Genomic DNA, 18,497 nt, shown 5'->3' on the forward strand with positions numbered 1-18,497 from the left:
GTGCTCACCGATAACGCCTGGTCCTACCGCAAGACCACCTGGCGCCAGACCTGTCATGACTTGGGCATCGGGCGCCGGTTCACCCGGCCCTGGCGCCCGCAGACGAACGGGAAAGTGGAGCGTTTCCACCGCACCATGGTCGACGAGTGGGCCTACCACCAGCCGTATCAGTCCGAGACCGAACGCCAGGTCGCGTTCGGGGACTGGCTCGACTGGTACAACTTCCACCGACCCCACACCGGAATCCGAGGCCACGCACCAGCCGACCGCGTCACCAACCTCTCCGGATCACACATCTAGAGACGGGCGCCGGCCGGTCAGCCGGTCAGGAAGTCCACCAGCACCCGGTTCACCTCGGCCGGGCGCTCCAGATAGCCGTAGTGCCCGGCGTCGGCGATCTCGGCGTAGCGCGCCCCGGGCACGGCGTCGGCGACCTCACGGGACAGCCGCACCGGGATGGCCCGGTCGTCGGCGAACGCGACGACCAGCACCGGCACACCGATGCCCCGGTAGGCGTCGCGACGGTCGTCGAGCTCCAGCGACACCCGCAGCTGGGCACGGTGTCCTGCCCGGACACCCGCCCCGCCGAAGCCGATCACGTCCAGCCAGTCCCGGGCCGCCCGATCGTCGTCGAGTGTGGACGGTGACAGGTTGTGCGTCGCCTGCATCGCCGACCACAGCTGTACCGGCAGGTCGACGCCGGCCTCGGAGGCGGCGACCAGCCCGGCGGTGTACGCCTCCTGCACCGGGTTCAACCGGGCGTGCGCGGCCAGTGCCGCGACCCGGCCGACCAGGTCCGGGCGGGCCAGCGCCAGCTCGAGCACCACCCGCGACCCCAGCGAGGTCCCGACGACGGCGGCCGGGCCCGCGTCGAGGTGTTCGATCAGCGCGGCGACGTCGGCGGCCATGTCGCCGACGGTGAACCCGGCCGCGCACTCATCGGTGGGCGGGATCCCGCGGTTGTCCACCGTCACCACGCGCAGCCCTGCCCGGCGCAGGGCCGGGACCTGGTGCACGTCCCAGACCCGGCCGGGACTCCCGGTGCCCATCACCAGGACGGCGGGCGGCCCGTCGCCGCCGTGGTCGGTCCAGGACAGCCGGATCCCGTTGAGTCGTGCGATCGTCACGTGCTGCAGCCTGCGGCACGACGACGAGCCGCGCAGCCGTCCGCGAGAACCGTCACGTCCGTCCCCCCGGGGAGGGCCCGGCCGACGCGCGGCGGTCCCGCCCGGAGGTCAGGCCGTCGGGTCCGGGGCCGGGGCCGGGTCGGTGAGGTAGCGCTGCAGGGTCGGGCCCATCCAGGTCGCGACGGTGTCCGGCGAGGTCGAGGCGAGCGGCTCGATACGGAGCACGTGGCGGGCGAGCAGCAGGCCCATCAGGTGGGAGCCGACCAGCTCGGCTCGCAGGCGGGCCGGCTCCGGGACGACCGTGGCGATCCGGGCGATGATCTCCTGCTCGATGTACCCGGTGAACATCGCGGCCGAACGCTCGTCGGTCGGCGCGGAGCGCAGCAGCGCGAGCATCGGCTCGACCGTGGGAGCCCGGTCCCAGACGTCCAGGAAGTGCCGGACGATGCGCTCCCCCAGCCCGTCGACTCCCCCCGAGAGCTCGGCCGCGACCTCCTCTGCCGGGTTGACCGGCAGCGCCAGCGCCTCGGTGAACAGCCGCGACTTGGTCTCGAAGAAGTAGTAGACCATCGCCGGGTCGACCTGCGCGGTGGCCGCGATCCGGCGGACGGTGGCGCGGTCGTAGCCGCGTTCGGCGAACAACGCGCGGGCCGCATCGAGGATGCGCCGGCGGCTGCGTTCCCCGGTGCGCCACCGGCCGCGCCGGGCGACCGTGTCCGGCTCGTGCTGTTCCGCCATCTCGTCCGGTTCGTCCACCGTCATCCGCCAACTTTGTTCATCGCTTGTTGAATATGAGGTTACAGCCCAGTAGCGTCCAACTCCATCAGACGGTGAACATTGGCCGAACCCCGTTGCGAGGAGCCCGCCGTGGCCGACTACACACTTCCGCTGCCGCACGTGGGACCGCGCGAGATCGCGCTCGTCGGCGGCAAGGGCGCCGGCCTCGGTGCGCTGATCGGCGCCGGGTTCCCGGTGCCCGACGGGTTCGTCGTGACCACCGCGGCCTACCGCGACTTCCTCGAGGCCACCGGGCTCGCCGACCGCCCGGCCGCCGAGCTGCACGAGCGGATCCCGCAGGCTCCGATACCCGAGCGGGTGGCCGCGGCGGTGCTGGCCGCCTACGCCGGGATCGGCGGGCCGGTGGCCGTCCGCTCGTCCGGCACCGCGGAGGACCTGGCCGACGCCTCGTTCGCCGGCCAGCACGACACCTACCTCGGCGTCGACGGCGAGCTGGCGGTGCTCGACGCCGTCCGCGACTGCTGGGCCTCGCTCTGGACGCCGCGGGCGGTCGCCTACCGCGCGCACCAGGGCTGGGACGAGAGCGGGCTGGCGCTGGCCGTCGTCGTCCAGGAGATGGTGGACGCCGAGTGGGCCGGGGTCCTGTTCACCGTGGACCCGGTGAGCGGGCGACGCGACCACGTGGTGATCGAGGCGGTGCGCGGTCTCGGCGAGGACCTGGTGTCGGGCACGGTCAGCGGCGAGCACGTCGTCCTGGACAAGGCGACCGCGTGCCGGGTCGGCGGATCGGCGTCGGTACCGGACACCGACGCGCTGGTACGGCTCGGCCGCGACGTCGAGGAGGCCTTCGGCTGCCCGCAGGACCTCGAGTGGACCCGGGCGGGGGGTCGGCTCCTGCTGGTGCAGGCCCGGCCGCTGACCGCGCTACCCCCCGAGCAGCCCGCCGAGCCGGCGGCACAGGACCGCACGCGGACGCGCCGCGACTACGGGATGGCCGCCGACCACATGCCGTTCCCCCCATTCCCGATGGACGTCTCACTGTTCCTCCGCCCGGCGATCCGCGCGATCATCGACGCCGCCCGGGCGGCGGGCCTGGCCACTCCGACGCTCGGCGAGGCCATCGTCGAGATCGGCGACGGGGTGGTCCAGGTCGTCCCGCCGCAGCAGATCCGGTTCACCCACCGCGCGCTCACCGGCGCACCACGAGCCGTCCCGGCACTCATCCGGTTGCTGAGCACCTCGACCACCGGCTGGCGCGCCCGGTCGGACGAGACCCTGGTGGCGCTGTGCCGGCGGGTCGACGCGGCCGACCTCGGTGCGCCCTCCGACGCCGAGCTCCTCGAGCAGGTCGATGCCCTGATGGGCACGCTGGGCTCACTCATGCCGTCCCGGTTCGGGGCGATGCCCCGCGGGTTGCTGGCCGAGCTCGCCGTCGGGCGGCTGATCGCCGCCGTCGTCGGCCGGGAGCGGGCCGACCGGCTGCACGCCGGGCTGATGTCCGCGGTGCCGTGCGTGACGACCGAGGCCAACGCCACGATCGACCGGATCGCCGCGGCCGTCCGGGCCGACCCGGAGCTGCTGCGGATCTACCGCGAGCAGCCGGCCGCGGACGTGGCCGCACGGCTGCAGGAGTCGGCGCCGGGCCGGGCGCTGCTCGCCGACGTCGAGACCTACCTGCGTGAGTTCGGGTTCCGGGAGATGTCCATCTTCACGGTCGGGCTACCGCCGCTGCGAGAGACCCCGGAGGTGGCGCACGGGCTCATCAAGGGCCTCGCGCAGGGCCCGCCCGCCGACAGCGACGGTGCGGCCCGGCTCGCGCGCGGCCGCGTCGAGCTGCACCGCGCACGCGGCCTGCGGGCCCGCCTGCTCACGCCGGTGATCCGGCGGCTCGTCGAGGTGCAGCGCCGGACCGCCGGGTTCCGGGAGGACAGCCACTACCAGCTGGTGATGACGCTGGCCGTCGCCCGCCGGGTCCTCCTGGAGCTGGGGCGCCGGTTCGTCGAGCGCGACGTGCTCGACGCGGCCGAGGACATCGCCTACCTGGAGCGCAGCGAGTTGGCGGCCCCGGAGCGCAGCGAGGCCACGACACTGCCACCCGCCGCCGTCCGGGACGTCGTCGCCACCCGCAAGGCCGCCCGCCGGGCCGCGCTGCCCGGATACACGATCATTCCGGCGCGCCTGCAGACCCGGCCCGACGACGAGGGACGGGTACGCGGCACCCCGGCCGCCCGGGGGACGGCCACCGGCCCGGTCCGGATCGTGCGCGACGAGTCGGAGTTCGCGAACCTGCAGGACGGCGAGGTCCTGGTCTGCCCCTACTCCAACCCGACGTGGACACCGCTGTTCGCGCTGGCCGCCGCGGTCGTCGTCGACACGGGTGGGGCGGCGTCGCACGCCGCGATCGTGGCCCGCGAGCACGGGATCCCCGCGGTCATGGGCACCGTGAACGCCACCCGGGTGCTCTCCGACGGGCAGCAGGTCGTCGTGGACGGCGGCGCCGGCACGGTCGAGCTCGCCGGCACCCTCCGGTGACCGCCACCCGTCCCGCCCGGGCGGGCGCGGTCACCGCCGTCGTCCTGTGCGGCGCCGTGCTCGGCCCGCTGAACTCCACCATGATCGCGGTCGCGCTGCCGCCGATGGCACTGGACCTCGGCGTCGACGCCGCCGCGATGAGCTGGCTGGTCACCGCGTACCTGATCGCGATGGCCGCGCTGCAGCCGGTCGCCGGCAAGCTCGGCGACCGGCTCGGGCCACGGCCGGTCCTGCTCACCGGGTACGGGCTGTTCTTCGTGGCCTCCGCGCTGGCACCGCTCGTGCACAGCCTGCCGCTGCTCATCGCGTGCCGGGTCGTCCAGGCCGTCGCGGCCGCGCTGACGACACCGACCGGGTTCGCCCTGCTGCGTCAGGTCGCGCCGCCCGACCGGCTGGGCCGCGCCTTCGGCGTGATCGGCGCCGTGCTGCCGCTGGCGGCCGCGGTCGGGCCGGTGCTCGGCGGCGTCCTGGTCGAGGTCGGCAGCTGGCAGGCGATCTTCCTGGTCAACCTCCCGGTGACCGCGTTCGCCCTGGTCCTGGGCTGGTGGGTGGTGCCGGGCGCCGCGCGCGCGGAGAACCCCGGCGGGTTCGACATCGTCGGGGCGGGGTGGTTGTGCGCCCTGCTCGTCGGCTTGACCCTCACCCTGGACACCGCCCCCGGCGGTGCGGCACTCGTCGTCGCCGGGGTGGTGCTGGTCGTGGCGACGTGGGCGTTCGTCCGCCACCAGCGGCGCCGTCCGGACGCGGTGCTCCCGCCGCACCTGTTCGCCCGGCGCAGCTTCATCGCCGCGGCGACCGGCATCGGGCTGGCCAACCTCGTCTTCTACGTCACGCTGCTCGCCGTACCGCAGCTGCTGCACGACCGCGGGATCGACGGCGCGCAGGCGGGCCTCGTCCTGGGCGCGCTGACGCTCGCGTCCTCGCCACTGGCCCTGCTCGGCGGGCGGCTCGCGGACCGGGCCGGGCTGCGGTTGCCCGCCGTCGCCGGGCTGACGCTCCTGCTGCTCGGCCTGGTACCACTGCTGCTCGACCCGACCGGGCTCCCGCTCCCGCTGCTGGTCGTCGCCCTGGGTGTGGTCGGTGCCGGGGTCGGCCTGTCGATGCCGGCCTTCCAGCTGGGTGCCCTGCACGGCGTCGACCAGCGCGACACCGGGATGGCGACGGGGGTGTTCTTCACCAGCCGCTACCTGGGCAGCATCGTCGGCACGAGCCTGCTCGCCGGTCCGCTGGCCCTCACCTCGCCTGCCGCCGACACCGTGCTGTTCGCCGTGCTCGCGGGCACCGCCGCGATCGGGGTCGCCGTCGCGGCCACGCTGCCCCGGCCGGCCTGATCCGGTCGGTGGCTCCCACCGGTCAGGCCGGAGCCGGCGCCGCGTCGTCGGCCGGCACCGGCGGTTCCAGGACGACCGCCGTGGCCCGGAACGGCGTCATGTCGAGCCGGAACCCCTGCAGGTCGTCGACGGTGCCGAGGTCCTCGCCGGAGAACAGGTCACGCACCGTGGCACCGGGCTCCAGGTGCTCGGACCGCACCGCGGCGTCCACCTGCTCGTCGGCGAAGTTGAGCACCGTGACCTGGGTCCGCCCGTCGTCGAGGGCGTGCACCATCACCAGCAGGCCGCGGTGCGAGACGTCCGGGACGTCGACCTGCCGCGCCGTCGCCACCCCGCAGTGCTTGCGCACCGCGAGGATCGCCTGCATCTGCCGGGCGAAGCTGGTCTCGTCGGCGAGCTGGTCGGGCAGCGTGCCGTACAGGCTGCGCCCGCGCGGCATCCCCGACGACGACCCCTCGGCGTCGGGCCGGTTCCCCATCAGGTCGTGCGCGGGGCGCGACACCCACCGTGTGTCACCGGAGGCGAGCAGGTCGGAGACCCGCTCCGGGGGCAGGGTCAGCATCCCCAGCAGGTCCCAGCCGGACAGCGCGAACACCCCGGGCTGGAACGCGTTGAACATGACCAGCAACAGGTGCACCCGCCGGATGCGCTCGACGTCGTCGGGCCCGATGTCGTCGAGCGCTCCGATCCCGAGCGCGGCGGCGATCACCGTCGCGCTGGTGCAGGCGATCCCGTTCGTCGTGAAGATCAGGTTGTAGGGCGCGTCCGGTCCGGTGAGCTGCTCGCACAGGTCCCGCCGCACGGTGTCGGCCAGGTCGAGGCCGGTGATCTCCTCCCCGCGGAAGGTGTAGGTCTCGTTCGCGTGCCCGGCCGTCCAGTGCACGAGCTCGTAGGTGAGCTCGTCGTGGTTCTGCAGCGCGTGCACCAGCGATGCCGGATCGACGCCGACCTCGAGCGCGGTGCGCAGCGTCAGCCGCAGGAACTCGGTGTCTGCGGTGGCCAGTGCGTGGTGGTAGGCGGGCCGGTTGATGAAGTCGTACGACAGGTCGGCGCCGGCCTCGGAGGTGACCTTGATGTCGTCGACAGTCAGGTTCAGCTCCTGGAAGGTGAACCCGCCGACCTTGCGGACCATCGAGGCGATGAGGTGGTTCGCGGCCTCCGACAGCGGGTGTCCCTCCGACCAGCCGGGCGTCCCGGACGCGGACTTCTCGACCCCGAGGAAGCCGTTGGCGTCGAGCCGCAGCGCGCCCGAGCCGAGGTCTGCCAGCGAGTGCAGGGCGTCGCCGATGACCATCCGCATCCCGGCGAACGTCGGGTCCAGCCAGTTCACCGACGGCTGCCCGTCCTTGAAGTAGTGCAGGTAGACCCACCGGCGGACGACGCCGTCGGCCCCGGTCACCTCGCCGGTCACCGACCAGTTTGTCTCCTTCACCCCCTCCCGGAAGAAGATCACCCGCTGCAGCCTGCCGACGATGTAGCCGGCCTTCTCCAGCGCCTCCTCGGTGGCGGCGTCGAGGTTCACCGAGTCGCGCCCGACCGGTACCTCGGGCAGCGTGCCCCAGTCCGCCGGCTCGATCTCGACCATGTGGTAGATGCCCGGGTAGTCGCCGTACCCGAGCTCGGCGAGCCGGAAGTCGGCGCCCTTGCCGGTGTGCCCGGGCACGATGTCGTCGATGATCGTGCCGCCGTGCCAGGTGGCGATGGCGCACATGGCACGGAACTCGTCCTCGGTGCCGAACACCGGGTCGATCTCGTTGGAGATCCGGTCGAAGTGCCCGTCGACGCTCGGCGTCGGCTGCCACCCGGACAGCCCGCCGGCCCGCTTCACCGGCCCGGTGTGGACGGCCTCGATGCCGATCGTCTCGAACGCCTGCCAGAGATCGGCGTCCCCGAGCTCGGCGAGGAACGAGGTCCCCTCCCGGGTGATCAGCGAGATCGGGTAGGCGGTGAACCACACCGACGCGGTCTCCACCGCGTGCCGCGGGCCCGGGCTGGCGAACGGGTTCTGCCACATCGAGCCCTGGCCGGAGAACTGCCGGGCGAGCTCGTCGGCGTGGCCCAGCATCGACCCGGCCAGCAGCCACGACACGTACACCGGGTTGTCGCCGGTGGCCGGGCCGTCCTGGGCGACCGAGCGGCGCCGCACGGTCGACTTCACCCGGGCCCGGTGCCGCAGGGTGCGCGGCCGGGCCTCGTGGAAGTACTCGGCGAAGTTGACCTCGAGCGGGTCGGGCAGCTGCTCGGGCTCCGGCGGGACCGAGGCGACGCCGGCCACCGGATCCGCAGGCACCCGCTCGGTCGTCTCGGGGATCTCGGCCATCGGGTCTCGCTCGGTCACGCCGCCGGTCCTCCGGGTCGGTGTCGGTGCTCGCGACGCCCGCGTTCCGTTCCACGACCGCGACCGCGCGCACCTCGCGCGGGCACCGTCGCCGAGACGCGGGCACCGGGATCAGTATGGGTTTCCGGCCACGGACGCGCCCGGGCGGAAGCGGGGGCACCGCCCACGACCGGGCGGGCGGAGCGATCCGGCCCGGACGGTACCAGCGGGCGGACCGCACACCGGGCCCGGCACGGCGGTCCCGGTTAGGGTCGTCACCAGCAGGACCGAGCCGGCGACCGGCCCGGCGGAAAGGGGACGACGCGTGGGTCCGACCGGAGCATCCGACCACCTCACGGAGCTCCCCGAGCTGCTGCGGGGCTGGCTGCCCGGACGACGCTGGTTCGCCGAGAAGGGCCGCCCGCTCCAGGGGATCCGGATCGCCTCCCGGATCGCGCTGCCCCCGCCCGACGGCCTGACCGGGCTCGACGTCGTCGTCCTGGCCGTGTCGTTCGCCGACGGCCCGGACCGCCACTACCAGCTGCACCTGGCACGCGGGACCGGCGCACCGCCGGACGCGGCGGTGATCGGGACCGTCGGCGGTGAGACGCTCCACGACGGGCTGCACGACCCCGCGGTCACCGCCTGGATCCTGCGTGCGATCGCCGAGGGGACCTCGGTGGACGGTCTGTCGTTCGTGCCCGAACCGGGCTCGGTGCTGCCGCTGGAGGAGACCGGCCGGGTCGTCGACGCCGAACAGTCCAACACCTCGGTCCGGTGGGGACAGCGGTCGATCCTCAAGATCTACCGGCGGCTCTCCCCCGGCCCGAACCCCGACCTGGAGCTGCACCGCGCCCTGCGCGCCGCAGGCTCCACATCGGTCGCCGCGCTGCAGGGCGGCATCGAGGGCACGCTCGACGGCGAGCCCGCCACCTACGGCCTGCTGCAGGAGTTCGCGGCCGGCTCCGAGGACGGCTGGGAGCGTGCGGTCGCCGCGGTCCGCGACGGCACCGATTTCACCGCCGACGCCCGCGCGCTCGGTACGGCGCTCGCCGACGTGCACCTGGCCCTGCGCGACGAGCTCGGCACGACCGAGGCGGACCCGGCCGGGATGGCCCGCTACTGGACCGCCCGGCTCGACCACGTCGCGGCCCAGGTCCCGGTGCTCGCCCCACACGTCCCGGCGGTGCGCGCCGTCTACGACGACGTCGCCGCACTCGGCGCCCCGGTCCCCGTGCAGCGCGTGCACGGCGACCTGCACCTCGGCCAGACCCTGCGCCGCCCCGGCGGGGACTGGCTGATCATCGACTTCGAGGGGGAGCCGGCGGCCACACCGGCCGAGCGCCGCGCCCCGGACGCGGCGGTGCGCGACGTCGTCGGGATGCTGTTCTCGTTCGACTACGCGGCCTTCCACCACCTGCTGACCCGCTCCGACACGCCCGGCGCAGGTCTCGGTTCGAACACTCCCGGGTCGCGGGCCGCACGCGACTGGTCGGCCGCGGCCCGCGACGCGTTCTGCGCCGGCTACGCGGCCCGCACCGGTTCCGACCCCCGCGGGCAGGCGGCGTTGCTCCGCGCATACGAGCTGGACAAGGCGGTCTACCAGGTGCTGTACGAGACCCGGAGCCGTCCGACCTGGCTGCCGATCCCACTCGCCGCCATCGCCCGTAGCACGTCCGGACCGTCGGCGTAAACAGGTAGTCACCGGACCTTCGCGAGACCGTCGCCCGGGCAAGGCCCGACGCCCCGGGCGGGCGGCCGCGAGATCGTGGAATCCTCCGATGGGGAGGACCACCATGGACACGACGGACGTACTCGGGCTGATGCTCTCGCCCGAGCCGGGCACGATCGGCCTGACGCTGGCCGTGCTCGCCGTCGGCGTGCTCCTGGAGGGCCCCGTCGTCACCGTCATCGCCGGCTCGCTGGCCGGCGCCGGGCTCGTCGACTGGTGGACGGTGTGGCTGGTCGCGGTCGCCGCGGACGTCCTCGCCGACACCGTCTTCTACGCACTCGGCCGCGGTGGCCGCCACCCGCTCGTCGCCGGGGTCCTGGACAGACTGGGCCTGCACGCCGAGCGCCGGGAGTCGTTGCGGGAGAACATGGGGGGCCGTCTGCCCCAGGTGGTGCTCGGCGCCAAACTGGTCGATGTCGGAGCCATCCCCGCGTTCCTGGCCACCGGCCTGGCGGGGGTGCCCTACGGCCGGTTCCTGGCCTGGGTGGTGTCCGCCACCGCGGTCCGGGCCGCGCTGCTCGTCGGCATCGGCTGGGCGGTGGGCGGGCACGTCGCCGCGGAGCTGGCCGATCGCCCGTGGATCATCGTCGCGGTGGGGCTCGGCACCGGCCTGGTGCTGGTGGCCGGGCGTGCGCTGTGGATGCGCGCCGCGACCTCGCGGAAGGAGAACGTGTGCGTGTCCTGATCGGGGCCGACACCTGGGCGCCGGATGTCAACGGGGCCAGCTACGCCGCGCGACGGCTGGCCGCCGGCCTGGCCGAGCGCGGGCACGAGGTGCACGTCGTGGCACCGGCGCGGGGGATCCGCAGCCGGCCCGCACGCCGGGTGGGCCCGGTGACCGAGCACCGGGTCCGCTCGTTCCCGGTGCCGAAGCCGGCCGGGTTCCGGCTCTGCCCACCACCCGGGCTGCGGCAGACGGCACGGCGGATCCTGCGCCGCGTCCGGCCCGACGTCGTGCACGTGCAGAGCCACATGGTGCTCGGCCGGATGCTGCTGACCGCCGCCGCCGACCTCGGGATCCCGGCGATGGCGACCACCCACATGATCCCGGAGAACATCATCCCGGCGATCAGCTTCCTGCACCTGCCGCAGGCACAGCTCAAGAAGCTGTTCTGGTGGGACGCGGTGCGGGTGCTGGAGCGCGCCGGGCTGGTCACCGCGCCGACCCCGCTCGCCGCCTCGCTCGCCGAGCGCAACGGCGTCCCCGGGCCGGTGCTGCCGGTCTCCAACGGGCTCGACCTGTCCCGGTTCCGCCCCGACACCGACGGCCGCGGCCCGGCGTTCCGGGACCGGCACGGGATCCCGCGGGAGAGCCCGCTCGTCGGGTTCGTCGGGCGCCTCGACCGGGAGAAGCACGTCGACGAGATCGTGCACGCGCTGGCGCTGCTCCGCGGCGGGCCGGGCCGGGCAGGCGCCGTCCCGGACGCGCGGCTGGTGGTCGTCGGGGACGGCGAGCAGCGGGGACGGTTGCAGGCGGCCGCACGCACCGCGGGCGTCGAGCACGCCGTCACCTTCACCGGCCGGCTCGACGACGACGAGATCCCCGACGTCTACACCGCACTGGACGTGTTCGCCAACGCCGGGACCGCGGAGCTGCAGAGCCTGGTGACGCTGGAGGCGATGGCGACCGGGAAGCCGGTCGTCGCCGTGGACGCGGGCGCGCTGCCGCACCTGGCCCGCCAGGGCGAGAACGGCTGGCGCTACCCGCACGGCGACGTCGCGGCGCTCGCCGACCGGCTCGCCCGCGTGCTCGGCGACCCGGCGGCGGCCGCCGAGCTCGGCACCGCCAGCCTGCGCATCGCCGGGGAGCACTCGATGGCGACCACGCTCGACACCGTCGAGGAGCTGTACCGGACCCGGGTCCGGCCGGTCGTGCCGGTCCGGGCGTTCCGCCGGGCGCCGGGCGCAGGGGCGCGGCGGCGGGTCGGGTCCGGCCGGTGACAGCGGCCTGGCCCACCCCGGCCACCGGGGCCGTGCGTGACGAGTGGGTCGTCGACGGCGCGCCCACCGCCGTGCACACCTTCGGGCCCGCGGGGGCGCCCACGCTGCTGGCCCTGCACGGGTTGCGGGGCAGCCACCACGGGCTGGCCCCGCTGGCGACCCGGCTGCCGGGGCTCCGGGTCGTCGTGCCGGACCTGCCGGGGTTCGGGATGTCGCCCCCGTTCCGCGACCGCGCGCACGACGTCGCCGGCTACGCCCGCTGGGCGGCCGCGCTGCTGCGCGAGCTGGGTCCGGGCACGGCGCTGCTGGGGCACTCGTTCGGTTCGCTCGTCGCGGCTGCGGCAAGCGCTGCCGCCTCTCCCCGGGCCGTGGTCCTGCTCAACCCGATCGCCGAGCCGGCCTCGGCGGCCGGTGGGATCACCGGCGCCGGCACCCGGGTGACGTCCTGGTTGCACGAGGGTGCAGCCCGGCTCGGGCTCGAGCGGGTGCTGCGGCACCGGCTGCTCGCCGACGCCGCGACCGCGTCGATGGCCACCACCACCGACCCGGAGCTGCGTCGGTGGATCACCGCCGAGCACCGGACGCACTTCGGGACCTTCGCCTCGACCGCGTCGCTGATGGAGACCTTCCGCGCGGCGGGCGCGGGCTCGGCACTGCCGTGGGCACCGCAGGTGAGCGCACCGGTGCTGCTGCTGGCCGGCGGCCGGGACCGGGTCGCGCCGGCGGCCGGGCAGCACGCGCTGGCCGCCGCGTTCCCGGACGCCCGGCTCGTCGTCCTGCCGGAGGTCGGCCACCTGCTGCACTACGAGGCACCGGCCTGGGCCGCCGACGAGATCAGCGGGTTCCTCGCCCGGTGAGGATCCTCGTCGACTGCCGCTACATCCGGCCCGGGAGACCTGACGGGATCGGGCGCTACACCACCGGCCTGGTGCGGGCGCTGGACCGGCTGCACCCGGTGGAGCTGCTGGTCTCGGACCCGCGCCAGCGCGAAGGTCTCCCGGACCGGCCCGCGCACACCCTGCCCGCGCCGACCGGGGCCGGGGAGCCGCTGGTGGCCCGGCACGTCAACCGGCTGGTGTCCGACTCGGACACCGCGCCGGCATCCGCCCCGGAGACCACCCCCGAAGACACCGTCGTCTTCAGTCCGATGCAGACGATGGGCACGCTGGGCCGCCGCTACGCGGTCGTGCTCACCGTGCACGACCTCATCTACTACCGGCACCCGGCGCCACCGCCCTGGCTGCCCGCCCCGGTGCGGGCGATCTGGCGCGCCTACCACCTGTCCTGGTGGCCGCAGCGGGTGCTGCTCGCCGGGGCGGACGCCGTCGCCGTGGTCTCGCGGGCGACCGGGGACCTCGTCGACACACACCGGCTGACCCGCCGCCCGGTCGCGGTCGTCCCGGACGCCACCGACTTCCACCTGCCGTCGACCACCCCGCCGCGGTCCCGCCCCGGCGGCAACCGGCTGGTCTACGCGGGCTCGTTCATGCCGTACAAGAACGTCGCCACCCTGGCCCGGGCCGCGGCGCTGCTGCCCGACCACGAGCTGCACCTGGTCTCCCCCGTCCCGGACGGGGTGCGGGCCGAGATCGAGCGGCTGGCCGCACCGGCCCGCCCGGTGTTCCACGACGGCGTCGACGACGAGGGCTACCGCGCGCTGCTCGACGGGGCGACGGCGCTGGTGTCGGCGTCGCGCGACGAGGGCTTCGGGCTGCCGGTCCTCGAGGCGATGGCCCGGGGGTGCCCGGTCGTCGTCTCCGACATCCCGGCGTTCCGCGAGGTCGCCGGGGACGCCGGGCTGTTCGCCGACCCGGACGACGCCGCCGGGTTCGCCGCGGCCGTCCGGTCCCTCGACTCCGGGGTCTCGTGGACCGCCCGCTCGGAGCGGGTGCGGGCACGGGCGGCCGCGCAGACCTGGGACGGGGCGGCCGAGGCGCTGCTGGCGGTGCTGAGGCAGGCCGTCGCTCGGCGCCGGGGGTGAGTCAGGACGACCGGGCCCGCACGGCCGACAGGATGCGTTCGAGCTGGAGCCGGCGGCCGAACTCGTCGCCGGGGACGTCTCCGTCGCGAAGCCGCCCGAGTTGCTCCAACAGGCGACGCATCGTCCGGAGGCGGTTCACCACCGTCTCGATGTCGAGCTCACGGGGGGTCATCCGGCCAACAGGTCCAGGTCGAGGCGTCGCATCCAGGCGGTGTCCATCCGTTCCTGGACCGCCGCCGTCGCGGCTCGGGCCCACTCCCCCGGCCGGTGCTCGTAGAGCGGGAGCGCCCCGACCAGGGCACGTTCCCGCAGGACCGCTCCGGCGGTGTCCAGCAGGGCGAGGTCGATGTCTCCTCCGGCTGCGTCCTGCAGCTCCGCCAGCAGCGGCATGATCTCGACACGCGTCCCGGGGCGGGGAAGCACGGCGACGTCGAGGTCCCGCGGGTGGGAGTCGTCCCGTGCAGCGCTGCCGAACACGGTCAGGACGGCGATCCCGTGCCGCTCGCACAGCGCATCGAGACGGCCGTCGCCGGCCATCGCCTCGAGTCGGGTCAGCCCGGCCCGCGGGCCGGTCGACGGTGCGTCATCGCTCCGTGAGTGGTTTTCGCGGTGGGAGCCGCGATAACCACTCACGAGCCGTATTGTTCCCGCAGTACCGGCTTGACGACCTTGCCGCTGGGGTTGCGCGGCAGCGCGTCGACCAGCTGTACCTTCCGCGGCCGCTTGTAGGCGGCCAGGTGCTGCCGGGAGTAGGCCTCGATCTCGTCGTCCGTGGGCGGGTCGGCCGGGTCGCGCGGGGCGATGATCGCCAGCGGGGTCTCGCCCCACTTCGGGTCCGGCACGCCGATCAGCGCCACCTCGGCGATCTTCGGGTGCCCGGCCAGGACGTTCTCCACCTCGGCGCAGTAGATGTTCTCCCCGCCCGAGATGATCATGTCCTTCTTGCGATCGACGACGTAGAGGTAGCCGTCGGGGTCCTCGCGCACCAGGTCACCGGAGTGGAACCAGCCGCCGCGGAACGCCTCGGCGGTCTCCTCGGGCTTGTTCCAGTAGCCGGACATCACCATCGGGCTGCGGTAGACGATCTCGCCGATCTCGCCGCGCGGGACGTCGTTCATGTCGTCGTCGACCACCCGCACCTCGACGCCGACCATCGGGGTGCCCACGGAACCGATCTTGCGGATCGAGTCCTCGCCCTTGAGGTTCGTGGTCACCGGGCTGCACTCGGTCTGCCCGAACGCGGTGCAGACCTCGGCCTGCGGGAACGAGTCGATCATCGTGCGGAGCAGCGTGGTGGACGCCGGGGCCGCGCCCCAGGAGATCCGCCGCAGCCGGGACAGGTCGTGGCCGCCCAGGTCCGGCACGGCGCAGACGGCCTGCCACTGCGCCGGGACCATGAAGCACGAGGTGACGCCCTCGTCGGCCAGCGTCCGCACCGTCTGCGCGGGGTCGAAGCCGCCGGACGGCGGGATGACGACCTTGCCGCCGGTGATCAGCACCGGCAGCATCCCGGAGAGCCCGGCGATGTGGAACAGCGGCGCCGCCGACATCCAGACCCGGTCGTCGCCGGTGGTGCCCATGGTCGCCATCGAGCAGAACGCGTGCAGGTAGAGGTTGCGGTGGGTGAGCACCGCGCCCTTGGGGAACCCGGTGGTCCCCGAGGTGTACATGATGTAGGCCGGTGCCTCGTCCGGGATCGGCCGCTCCTCCCAGGTGCCGGGGGCGCCGGCGAGGAGCTGCTCGTACGCGTCCCCGAAGGTGATCGTGGAGCGGACCTCGGCCGCGTCGGCACGGGCCTGCTCGACGACCGGCGCGAAGGCCTCGTCGGAGATCACCACGCAGGCCCCGCTGTCGCGCAGGGCGTAGGCGATCTCGCTCGCCGCGAGCCGGAAGTTCACCGGTACGGCGATCGCGCCGATCCGCAGCACGGCCAGCCACGCCTCGACGACCTCGATGCTGTTGAGCCCCAGGACGGCGACCCGGTCCCCGGGCCCGGTCCCCCGCTCGAGCAGCACGTGGGCGAGGCGGGTCACCCGGTCGTCGAGCTCCCGGTAGGTGCGGCGGTGCGACGGGTCGACGAACGCGACCTCGTCGGGGGTGCCCCGCGCGTGCCGGGCGACGAGGTCGCTCATCGTCATGCCCCGGCCGGGCGTGGTCGCTGTCGTCGTGGCCCCGGCTGTTCCGGCGGTCGTGGCTGCAGGGTGTGTCGCGGTCATCGGCGTCCTCGGCGTGCTCGCGCTGCGGTCCTGGAACGGTGCTGAACGATCGATCGGTGTGTGTACTGCGATGTGTGTGTACTGCACGACCCCCGTGGTCCACCAGGTGCGAACGGGGGTCGGGGGCGGACTCAGAAGATCGAGTACGCCCCGTCGACGACGATCTCGTCGCCGGTGTGGAAACCTCCGGTCCCGGCGGCGAGGTAGACGGCGAGCCGGGCGAAGTCGCCGGGCTCGCCCCAGCGCCGCTGCGGCATGCGCTTGAGGACGTTGCGCTCGAACGCCTCGCTGTGCAGCGCCGGCGAGGCCAGCGGGGTCTCCGTCCAGCCCGCGATGATCGAGTGCGCGTTGATCCCGTAGCGGGCCAGCTCGACCGCGCAGCCCTTGATGATCGCGGTCAGCCCGGCCTTGCTCGCCGCGTAGGCCTGGTTCCGCGGCGCGCCGTGCACCGTCGACACGCTCGAGGTACCCACCAGCACCCCGCCCCCGCCGCGCTCGACCATGTGACCGGCCGCCGTGCGCAGGGTCAGGAAGGCGCCCTCGAGGTTGACCCGGGTGACCCGGCGGAACTCGTCGAGTCCGGTCTCGACGAACCGCGAGCCGGACCCGCTCACGCCCGCGTTCGCGAAGCACGAGTCGACCCGGCCGAACCTCTCCAGCGTCTCGGCGAAGCTCGCCGTCACCGCGTCCTCGTCGCCGACGTCGCAGCGGATCGCGTGCACGCGGGTGCCGTGCGCGGCGAGCTCCGCCGCGGCCGTCGCGTTGCGGTCGGGGTTGGTGCCCCAGAGGCAGACGTCGGCGCCGCACTGCGCGAGCCCGTGCGCCATGCCCAGCCCGATCCCGGAGTTCCCGCCGGTCACGAGCGCGACGTGCCCGGTGAGGTCGAAGAGCCCGGTCACGCCATGCCCTCCGGCCGGTCCGGCCAGCCGGGCACGACGTCGAGGTGGTCGCCCACCCGGCCCGGGAACGCCGGTGGGCGCTTCTCCAGGAACGAGGCGACGCCCTCGGCGGCGTCCGCGCCCTGGCCCAGCGTGAAGATCGCGCGCGAGTCGGCCCGGTGCGCCTCCCACGGCGACTCGGCACCGAGCATCGACCAGAGCATCCGGCGGCTCAGCGCGACCGAGACCGCCGAGGTGTTGTCGACGATCTCGGTGGCGATCGCGCGCACGGTCGAGTCCAGCTCCGCGCCGGGGACGACCCGCGAGACGAGCCCGCCGGCGAGCGCCTCGGACGCGTCGAACACCCGGCCCGTCGCCACCCACTCCATCGCCTGGGAGATGCCCACGACCCGGGGCAGGAACCAGCTCGAGGCCGCCTCCGGCACCAGGCCGCGCCGGGCGAACACGAACCCGAACCGGGCGGTGTCCGCGGCGATGCGGATGTCGGCGGGCAGCGTCATCGTCGCTCCGACACCGACGGCGGGCCCGTTCACCGCGACGATCACCGGCTTGGTCGACGCCGCGATCCGCAGCGACACGATCCCGCCGCCGTCGCGCGGGACCCCGCCGACGGTGCCGAAGTCGGCGCGCTCGGCCGTCCGCTGTTCGTCGGTGGCGTCGAAGGTCCGCCCGCCCCGGCCGAGGTCCGCGCCCGCGCAGAACCCGCGGCCCGCGCCGGTCAGCACCACCACGCGGACGTCCTCGTCGGCGTCGGTGGCGTCGAACGCGGCGAGCAGCTCGCGGGCCATCGTGGCCGTGAACGCGTTGAGCTTGTCCGGCCGGTCCAGGGTGATCGTGGCGACGCCGGCGTCGACGTCGAGCCGAATCTCTGTGTAGGAGCTCTCGGTGTACCTGCTCACCGGACCACCCACTCACCGGTGAACACCGGGTCGCGCTTCTCGGTGAAGGCCACGAACGCCGCCGGGGCGTCCGCGGTGGCGAAGTTGATCGACTGGGTGCGGGCCTCGCTCGCCAGCGCCTCGCGCATCGTCGAGTCGGCCCCCTCGTGCAGCAGGGCCTTGGACTGGGCCAGGGCCACCGGTGCCGCCGCCGCGAGCCGGGCACCGAGGTCGGTGACGAAGGCATCGATCTCGGCGCCGTCGACCACCCAGGTGACCAGCCCGAGCCGGTGCGCCTCCTCGGCGCCGATCATCTCGGCGAGCAGCGCGAGCCGCTTGGCCTGCTGCAGCCCCACGAGCTTGGGCAGCAGCCAGGACCCGCCGAAGTCCAGCGACAGCCCACGCTTGGCGAAGATCTGGGAGAACCTCGCCTCCGGCGTGGCCACCACCAGGTCGCAGCCGAGCGCGAGGTTCCAGCCGGCGCCCACGGCGACGCCGTCCACCCGGGCCACCGACGGGATCGGCAGCTCGTGCAACAGCAACGCGACCTCGTTGATCCGCCGCATCCGGTCCAGCGGGTGCCCCTCGCGGTCCCCGGCCGCGAGGTCCGCGCCCGCGCAGAAGTCGCCGCCGGCGCCGGTGAGCACGAGCGCACGCACGTCGGTGTCGTCGCGGGCGACGGCGAGCTGCTCGCGCAGCGCGTCCCACAGCTGCCCGTCGATCGCGTTCTTGCGACGCGGCCGGTTCAGGGTCAGCGTCAGCACCCCACCCTCGCGGTGGGTCAGCAGGACGTCCTCGGTCATGA

17 protein-coding genes are annotated in these 18,497 nt (G+C 74.3%); 8 read left to right on the top strand and 9 right to left on the bottom strand.

Going from position 1 to position 18,497, the window contains the following annotated elements; translation table 11 throughout:
- A partial coding sequence (locus BM093_RS18445) for an integrase core domain-containing protein (RefSeq protein WP_143105427.1) occupies positions 1-300 on the top strand: 300 nt, incomplete at its 5' end.
- Positions 301-317: 17 nt separating this feature from the next.
- Here the strand turns inward: BM093_RS18445 and BM093_RS18450 are convergent.
- On the bottom strand, positions 318-1,127 hold the full coding sequence (locus BM093_RS18450; RefSeq protein WP_177238561.1) for an alpha/beta fold hydrolase: 810 nt from the start codon (positions 1,125-1,127) through the stop codon (positions 318-320).
- A 108-nt stretch (positions 1,128-1,235) separates the two neighbouring features.
- On the bottom strand, positions 1,236-1,889 hold the full coding sequence (locus BM093_RS18455) for a TetR/AcrR family transcriptional regulator (protein WP_218162822.1): 654 nt from the start codon (positions 1,887-1,889) through the stop codon (positions 1,236-1,238).
- Positions 1,890-1,994: 105 nt separating this feature from the next.
- Here BM093_RS18455 and BM093_RS18460 point away from each other — a divergent pair, with 105 nt between their 5' ends.
- Together BM093_RS18460 and BM093_RS18465 are read left to right on the top strand one after the other, a co-directional pair.
- Complete coding sequence (locus BM093_RS18460; protein WP_177238562.1) at positions 1,995-4,397, top strand: PEP/pyruvate-binding domain-containing protein; 2,403 nt, start codon at positions 1,995-1,997, stop codon at positions 4,395-4,397.
- Entirely contained in the window at positions 4,394-5,728 is a 1,335-nt protein-coding gene (locus tag BM093_RS18465) for an MFS transporter (RefSeq protein WP_093345408.1), read from the top strand. The genes BM093_RS18460 and BM093_RS18465 overlap by 4 nt, the downstream gene beginning before the upstream one ends.
- A gap of 22 nt (positions 5,729-5,750) precedes the next feature.
- Here the strand turns inward: BM093_RS18465 and treS are convergent, their stop codons facing one another.
- The gene (gene treS, locus BM093_RS18470; protein ID WP_245773617.1) at positions 5,751-8,066 is read right to left on the bottom strand and encodes a maltose alpha-D-glucosyltransferase; all 2,316 of its coding nucleotides are present in this window, start codon (positions 8,064-8,066) and stop codon (positions 5,751-5,753) included.
- 304 nt (positions 8,067-8,370) lie between these two features.
- On the opposite strand from treS, the gene BM093_RS18475 reads away from it, so the two are divergent.
- From BM093_RS18475 to BM093_RS18495, 5 genes are all read left to right on the top strand, one after another.
- Positions 8,371-9,738 (top strand): maltokinase N-terminal cap-like domain-containing protein, encoded by a 1,368-nt coding sequence (locus BM093_RS18475; protein WP_093345413.1) that lies wholly within the window; start codon positions 8,371-8,373, stop codon positions 9,736-9,738.
- Between the two features lie 103 nt (positions 9,739-9,841).
- Positions 9,842-10,462, top strand: a complete 621-nt coding sequence (locus BM093_RS18480; protein WP_245773618.1) for a DedA family protein — start codon at positions 9,842-9,844, stop codon at positions 10,460-10,462.
- Positions 10,450-11,718, top strand: a complete 1,269-nt coding sequence (locus BM093_RS18485) for a glycosyltransferase (RefSeq protein ID WP_177238563.1) — start codon at positions 10,450-10,452, stop codon at positions 11,716-11,718. Before BM093_RS18480 ends, BM093_RS18485 begins: the two co-directional genes overlap by 13 nt.
- Complete coding sequence (locus BM093_RS18490) at positions 11,715-12,575, top strand: alpha/beta fold hydrolase (protein ID WP_143105428.1); 861 nt, start codon at positions 11,715-11,717, stop codon at positions 12,573-12,575. Before BM093_RS18485 ends, BM093_RS18490 begins: the two co-directional genes overlap by 4 nt.
- Positions 12,572-13,699, top strand: coding sequence for a glycosyltransferase family 4 protein (locus BM093_RS18495; protein WP_093345426.1), 1,128 nt, complete (start codon positions 12,572-12,574; stop codon positions 13,697-13,699). Before BM093_RS18490 ends, BM093_RS18495 begins: the two co-directional genes overlap by 4 nt.
- Position 13,700: 1 nt before the next feature.
- Here the strand turns inward: BM093_RS18495 and BM093_RS36045 are convergent, their stop codons facing one another.
- The 6 genes from BM093_RS36045 to BM093_RS18520 form a co-directional block, all read right to left on the bottom strand.
- Positions 13,701-13,871: a hypothetical protein gene (locus BM093_RS36045; protein WP_177238564.1), complete on the bottom strand. Its 171-nt coding sequence runs from the start codon at positions 13,869-13,871 to the stop codon at positions 13,701-13,703.
- Positions 13,868-14,236: a nucleotidyltransferase family protein gene (locus BM093_RS18500; protein WP_093345432.1), complete on the bottom strand. Its 369-nt coding sequence runs from the start codon at positions 14,234-14,236 to the stop codon at positions 13,868-13,870. Before BM093_RS18500 ends, BM093_RS36045 begins: the two co-directional genes overlap by 4 nt.
- A gap of 92 nt (positions 14,237-14,328) precedes the next feature.
- On the bottom strand, positions 14,329-15,915 hold the full coding sequence (locus BM093_RS18505) for a long-chain-fatty-acid--CoA ligase (RefSeq protein ID WP_342743019.1): 1,587 nt from the start codon (positions 15,913-15,915) through the stop codon (positions 14,329-14,331).
- 131 nt (positions 15,916-16,046) lie between these two features.
- Complete coding sequence (locus BM093_RS18510) at positions 16,047-16,814, bottom strand: SDR family NAD(P)-dependent oxidoreductase (protein WP_093345438.1); 768 nt, start codon at positions 16,812-16,814, stop codon at positions 16,047-16,049.
- The gene (locus BM093_RS18515) at positions 16,811-17,713 is read right to left on the bottom strand and encodes a crotonase/enoyl-CoA hydratase family protein (protein WP_093345810.1); all 903 of its coding nucleotides are present in this window, start codon (positions 17,711-17,713) and stop codon (positions 16,811-16,813) included. Before BM093_RS18515 ends, BM093_RS18510 begins: the two co-directional genes overlap by 4 nt.
- On the bottom strand, positions 17,710-18,495 hold the full coding sequence (locus tag BM093_RS18520; RefSeq protein ID WP_093345443.1) for an enoyl-CoA hydratase/isomerase family protein: 786 nt from the start codon (positions 18,493-18,495) through the stop codon (positions 17,710-17,712). Before BM093_RS18520 ends, BM093_RS18515 begins: the two co-directional genes overlap by 4 nt.
- Positions 18,496-18,497: the final 2 nt, after the last annotated feature.

The organism is Pseudonocardia ammonioxydans (genome assembly GCF_900115005.1).
Lineage (GTDB): Bacteria > Actinomycetota > Actinomycetes > Mycobacteriales > Pseudonocardiaceae > Pseudonocardia > Pseudonocardia ammonioxydans.

Coding starts and splice junctions, on each gene's coding strand:
- BM093_RS18455 (WP_218162822.1), bottom strand. CDS start 1,889: ATGACGGTGGACGAACCGGACGAGATGGCGGAACAGCACGAGCCGGAC.
- BM093_RS18500 (WP_093345432.1), bottom strand. CDS start 14,236: ATGGCCGGCGACGGCCGTCTCGATGCGCTGTGCGAGCGGCACGGGATC.
- BM093_RS18520 (WP_093345443.1), bottom strand. CDS start 18,495: ATGACCGAGGACGTCCTGCTGACCCACCGCGAGGGTGGGGTGCTGACG.
- BM093_RS18480 (WP_245773618.1), top strand. CDS start 9,842: ATGGACACGACGGACGTACTCGGGCTGATGCTCTCGCCCGAGCCGGGC.
- BM093_RS36045 (WP_177238564.1), bottom strand. CDS start 13,871: ATGACCCCCCGTGAGCTCGACATCGAGACGGTGGTGAACCGCCTCCGG.
- BM093_RS18505 (WP_342743019.1), bottom strand. CDS start 15,915: ATGACCGCGACACACCCTGCAGCCACGACCGCCGGAACAGCCGGGGCC.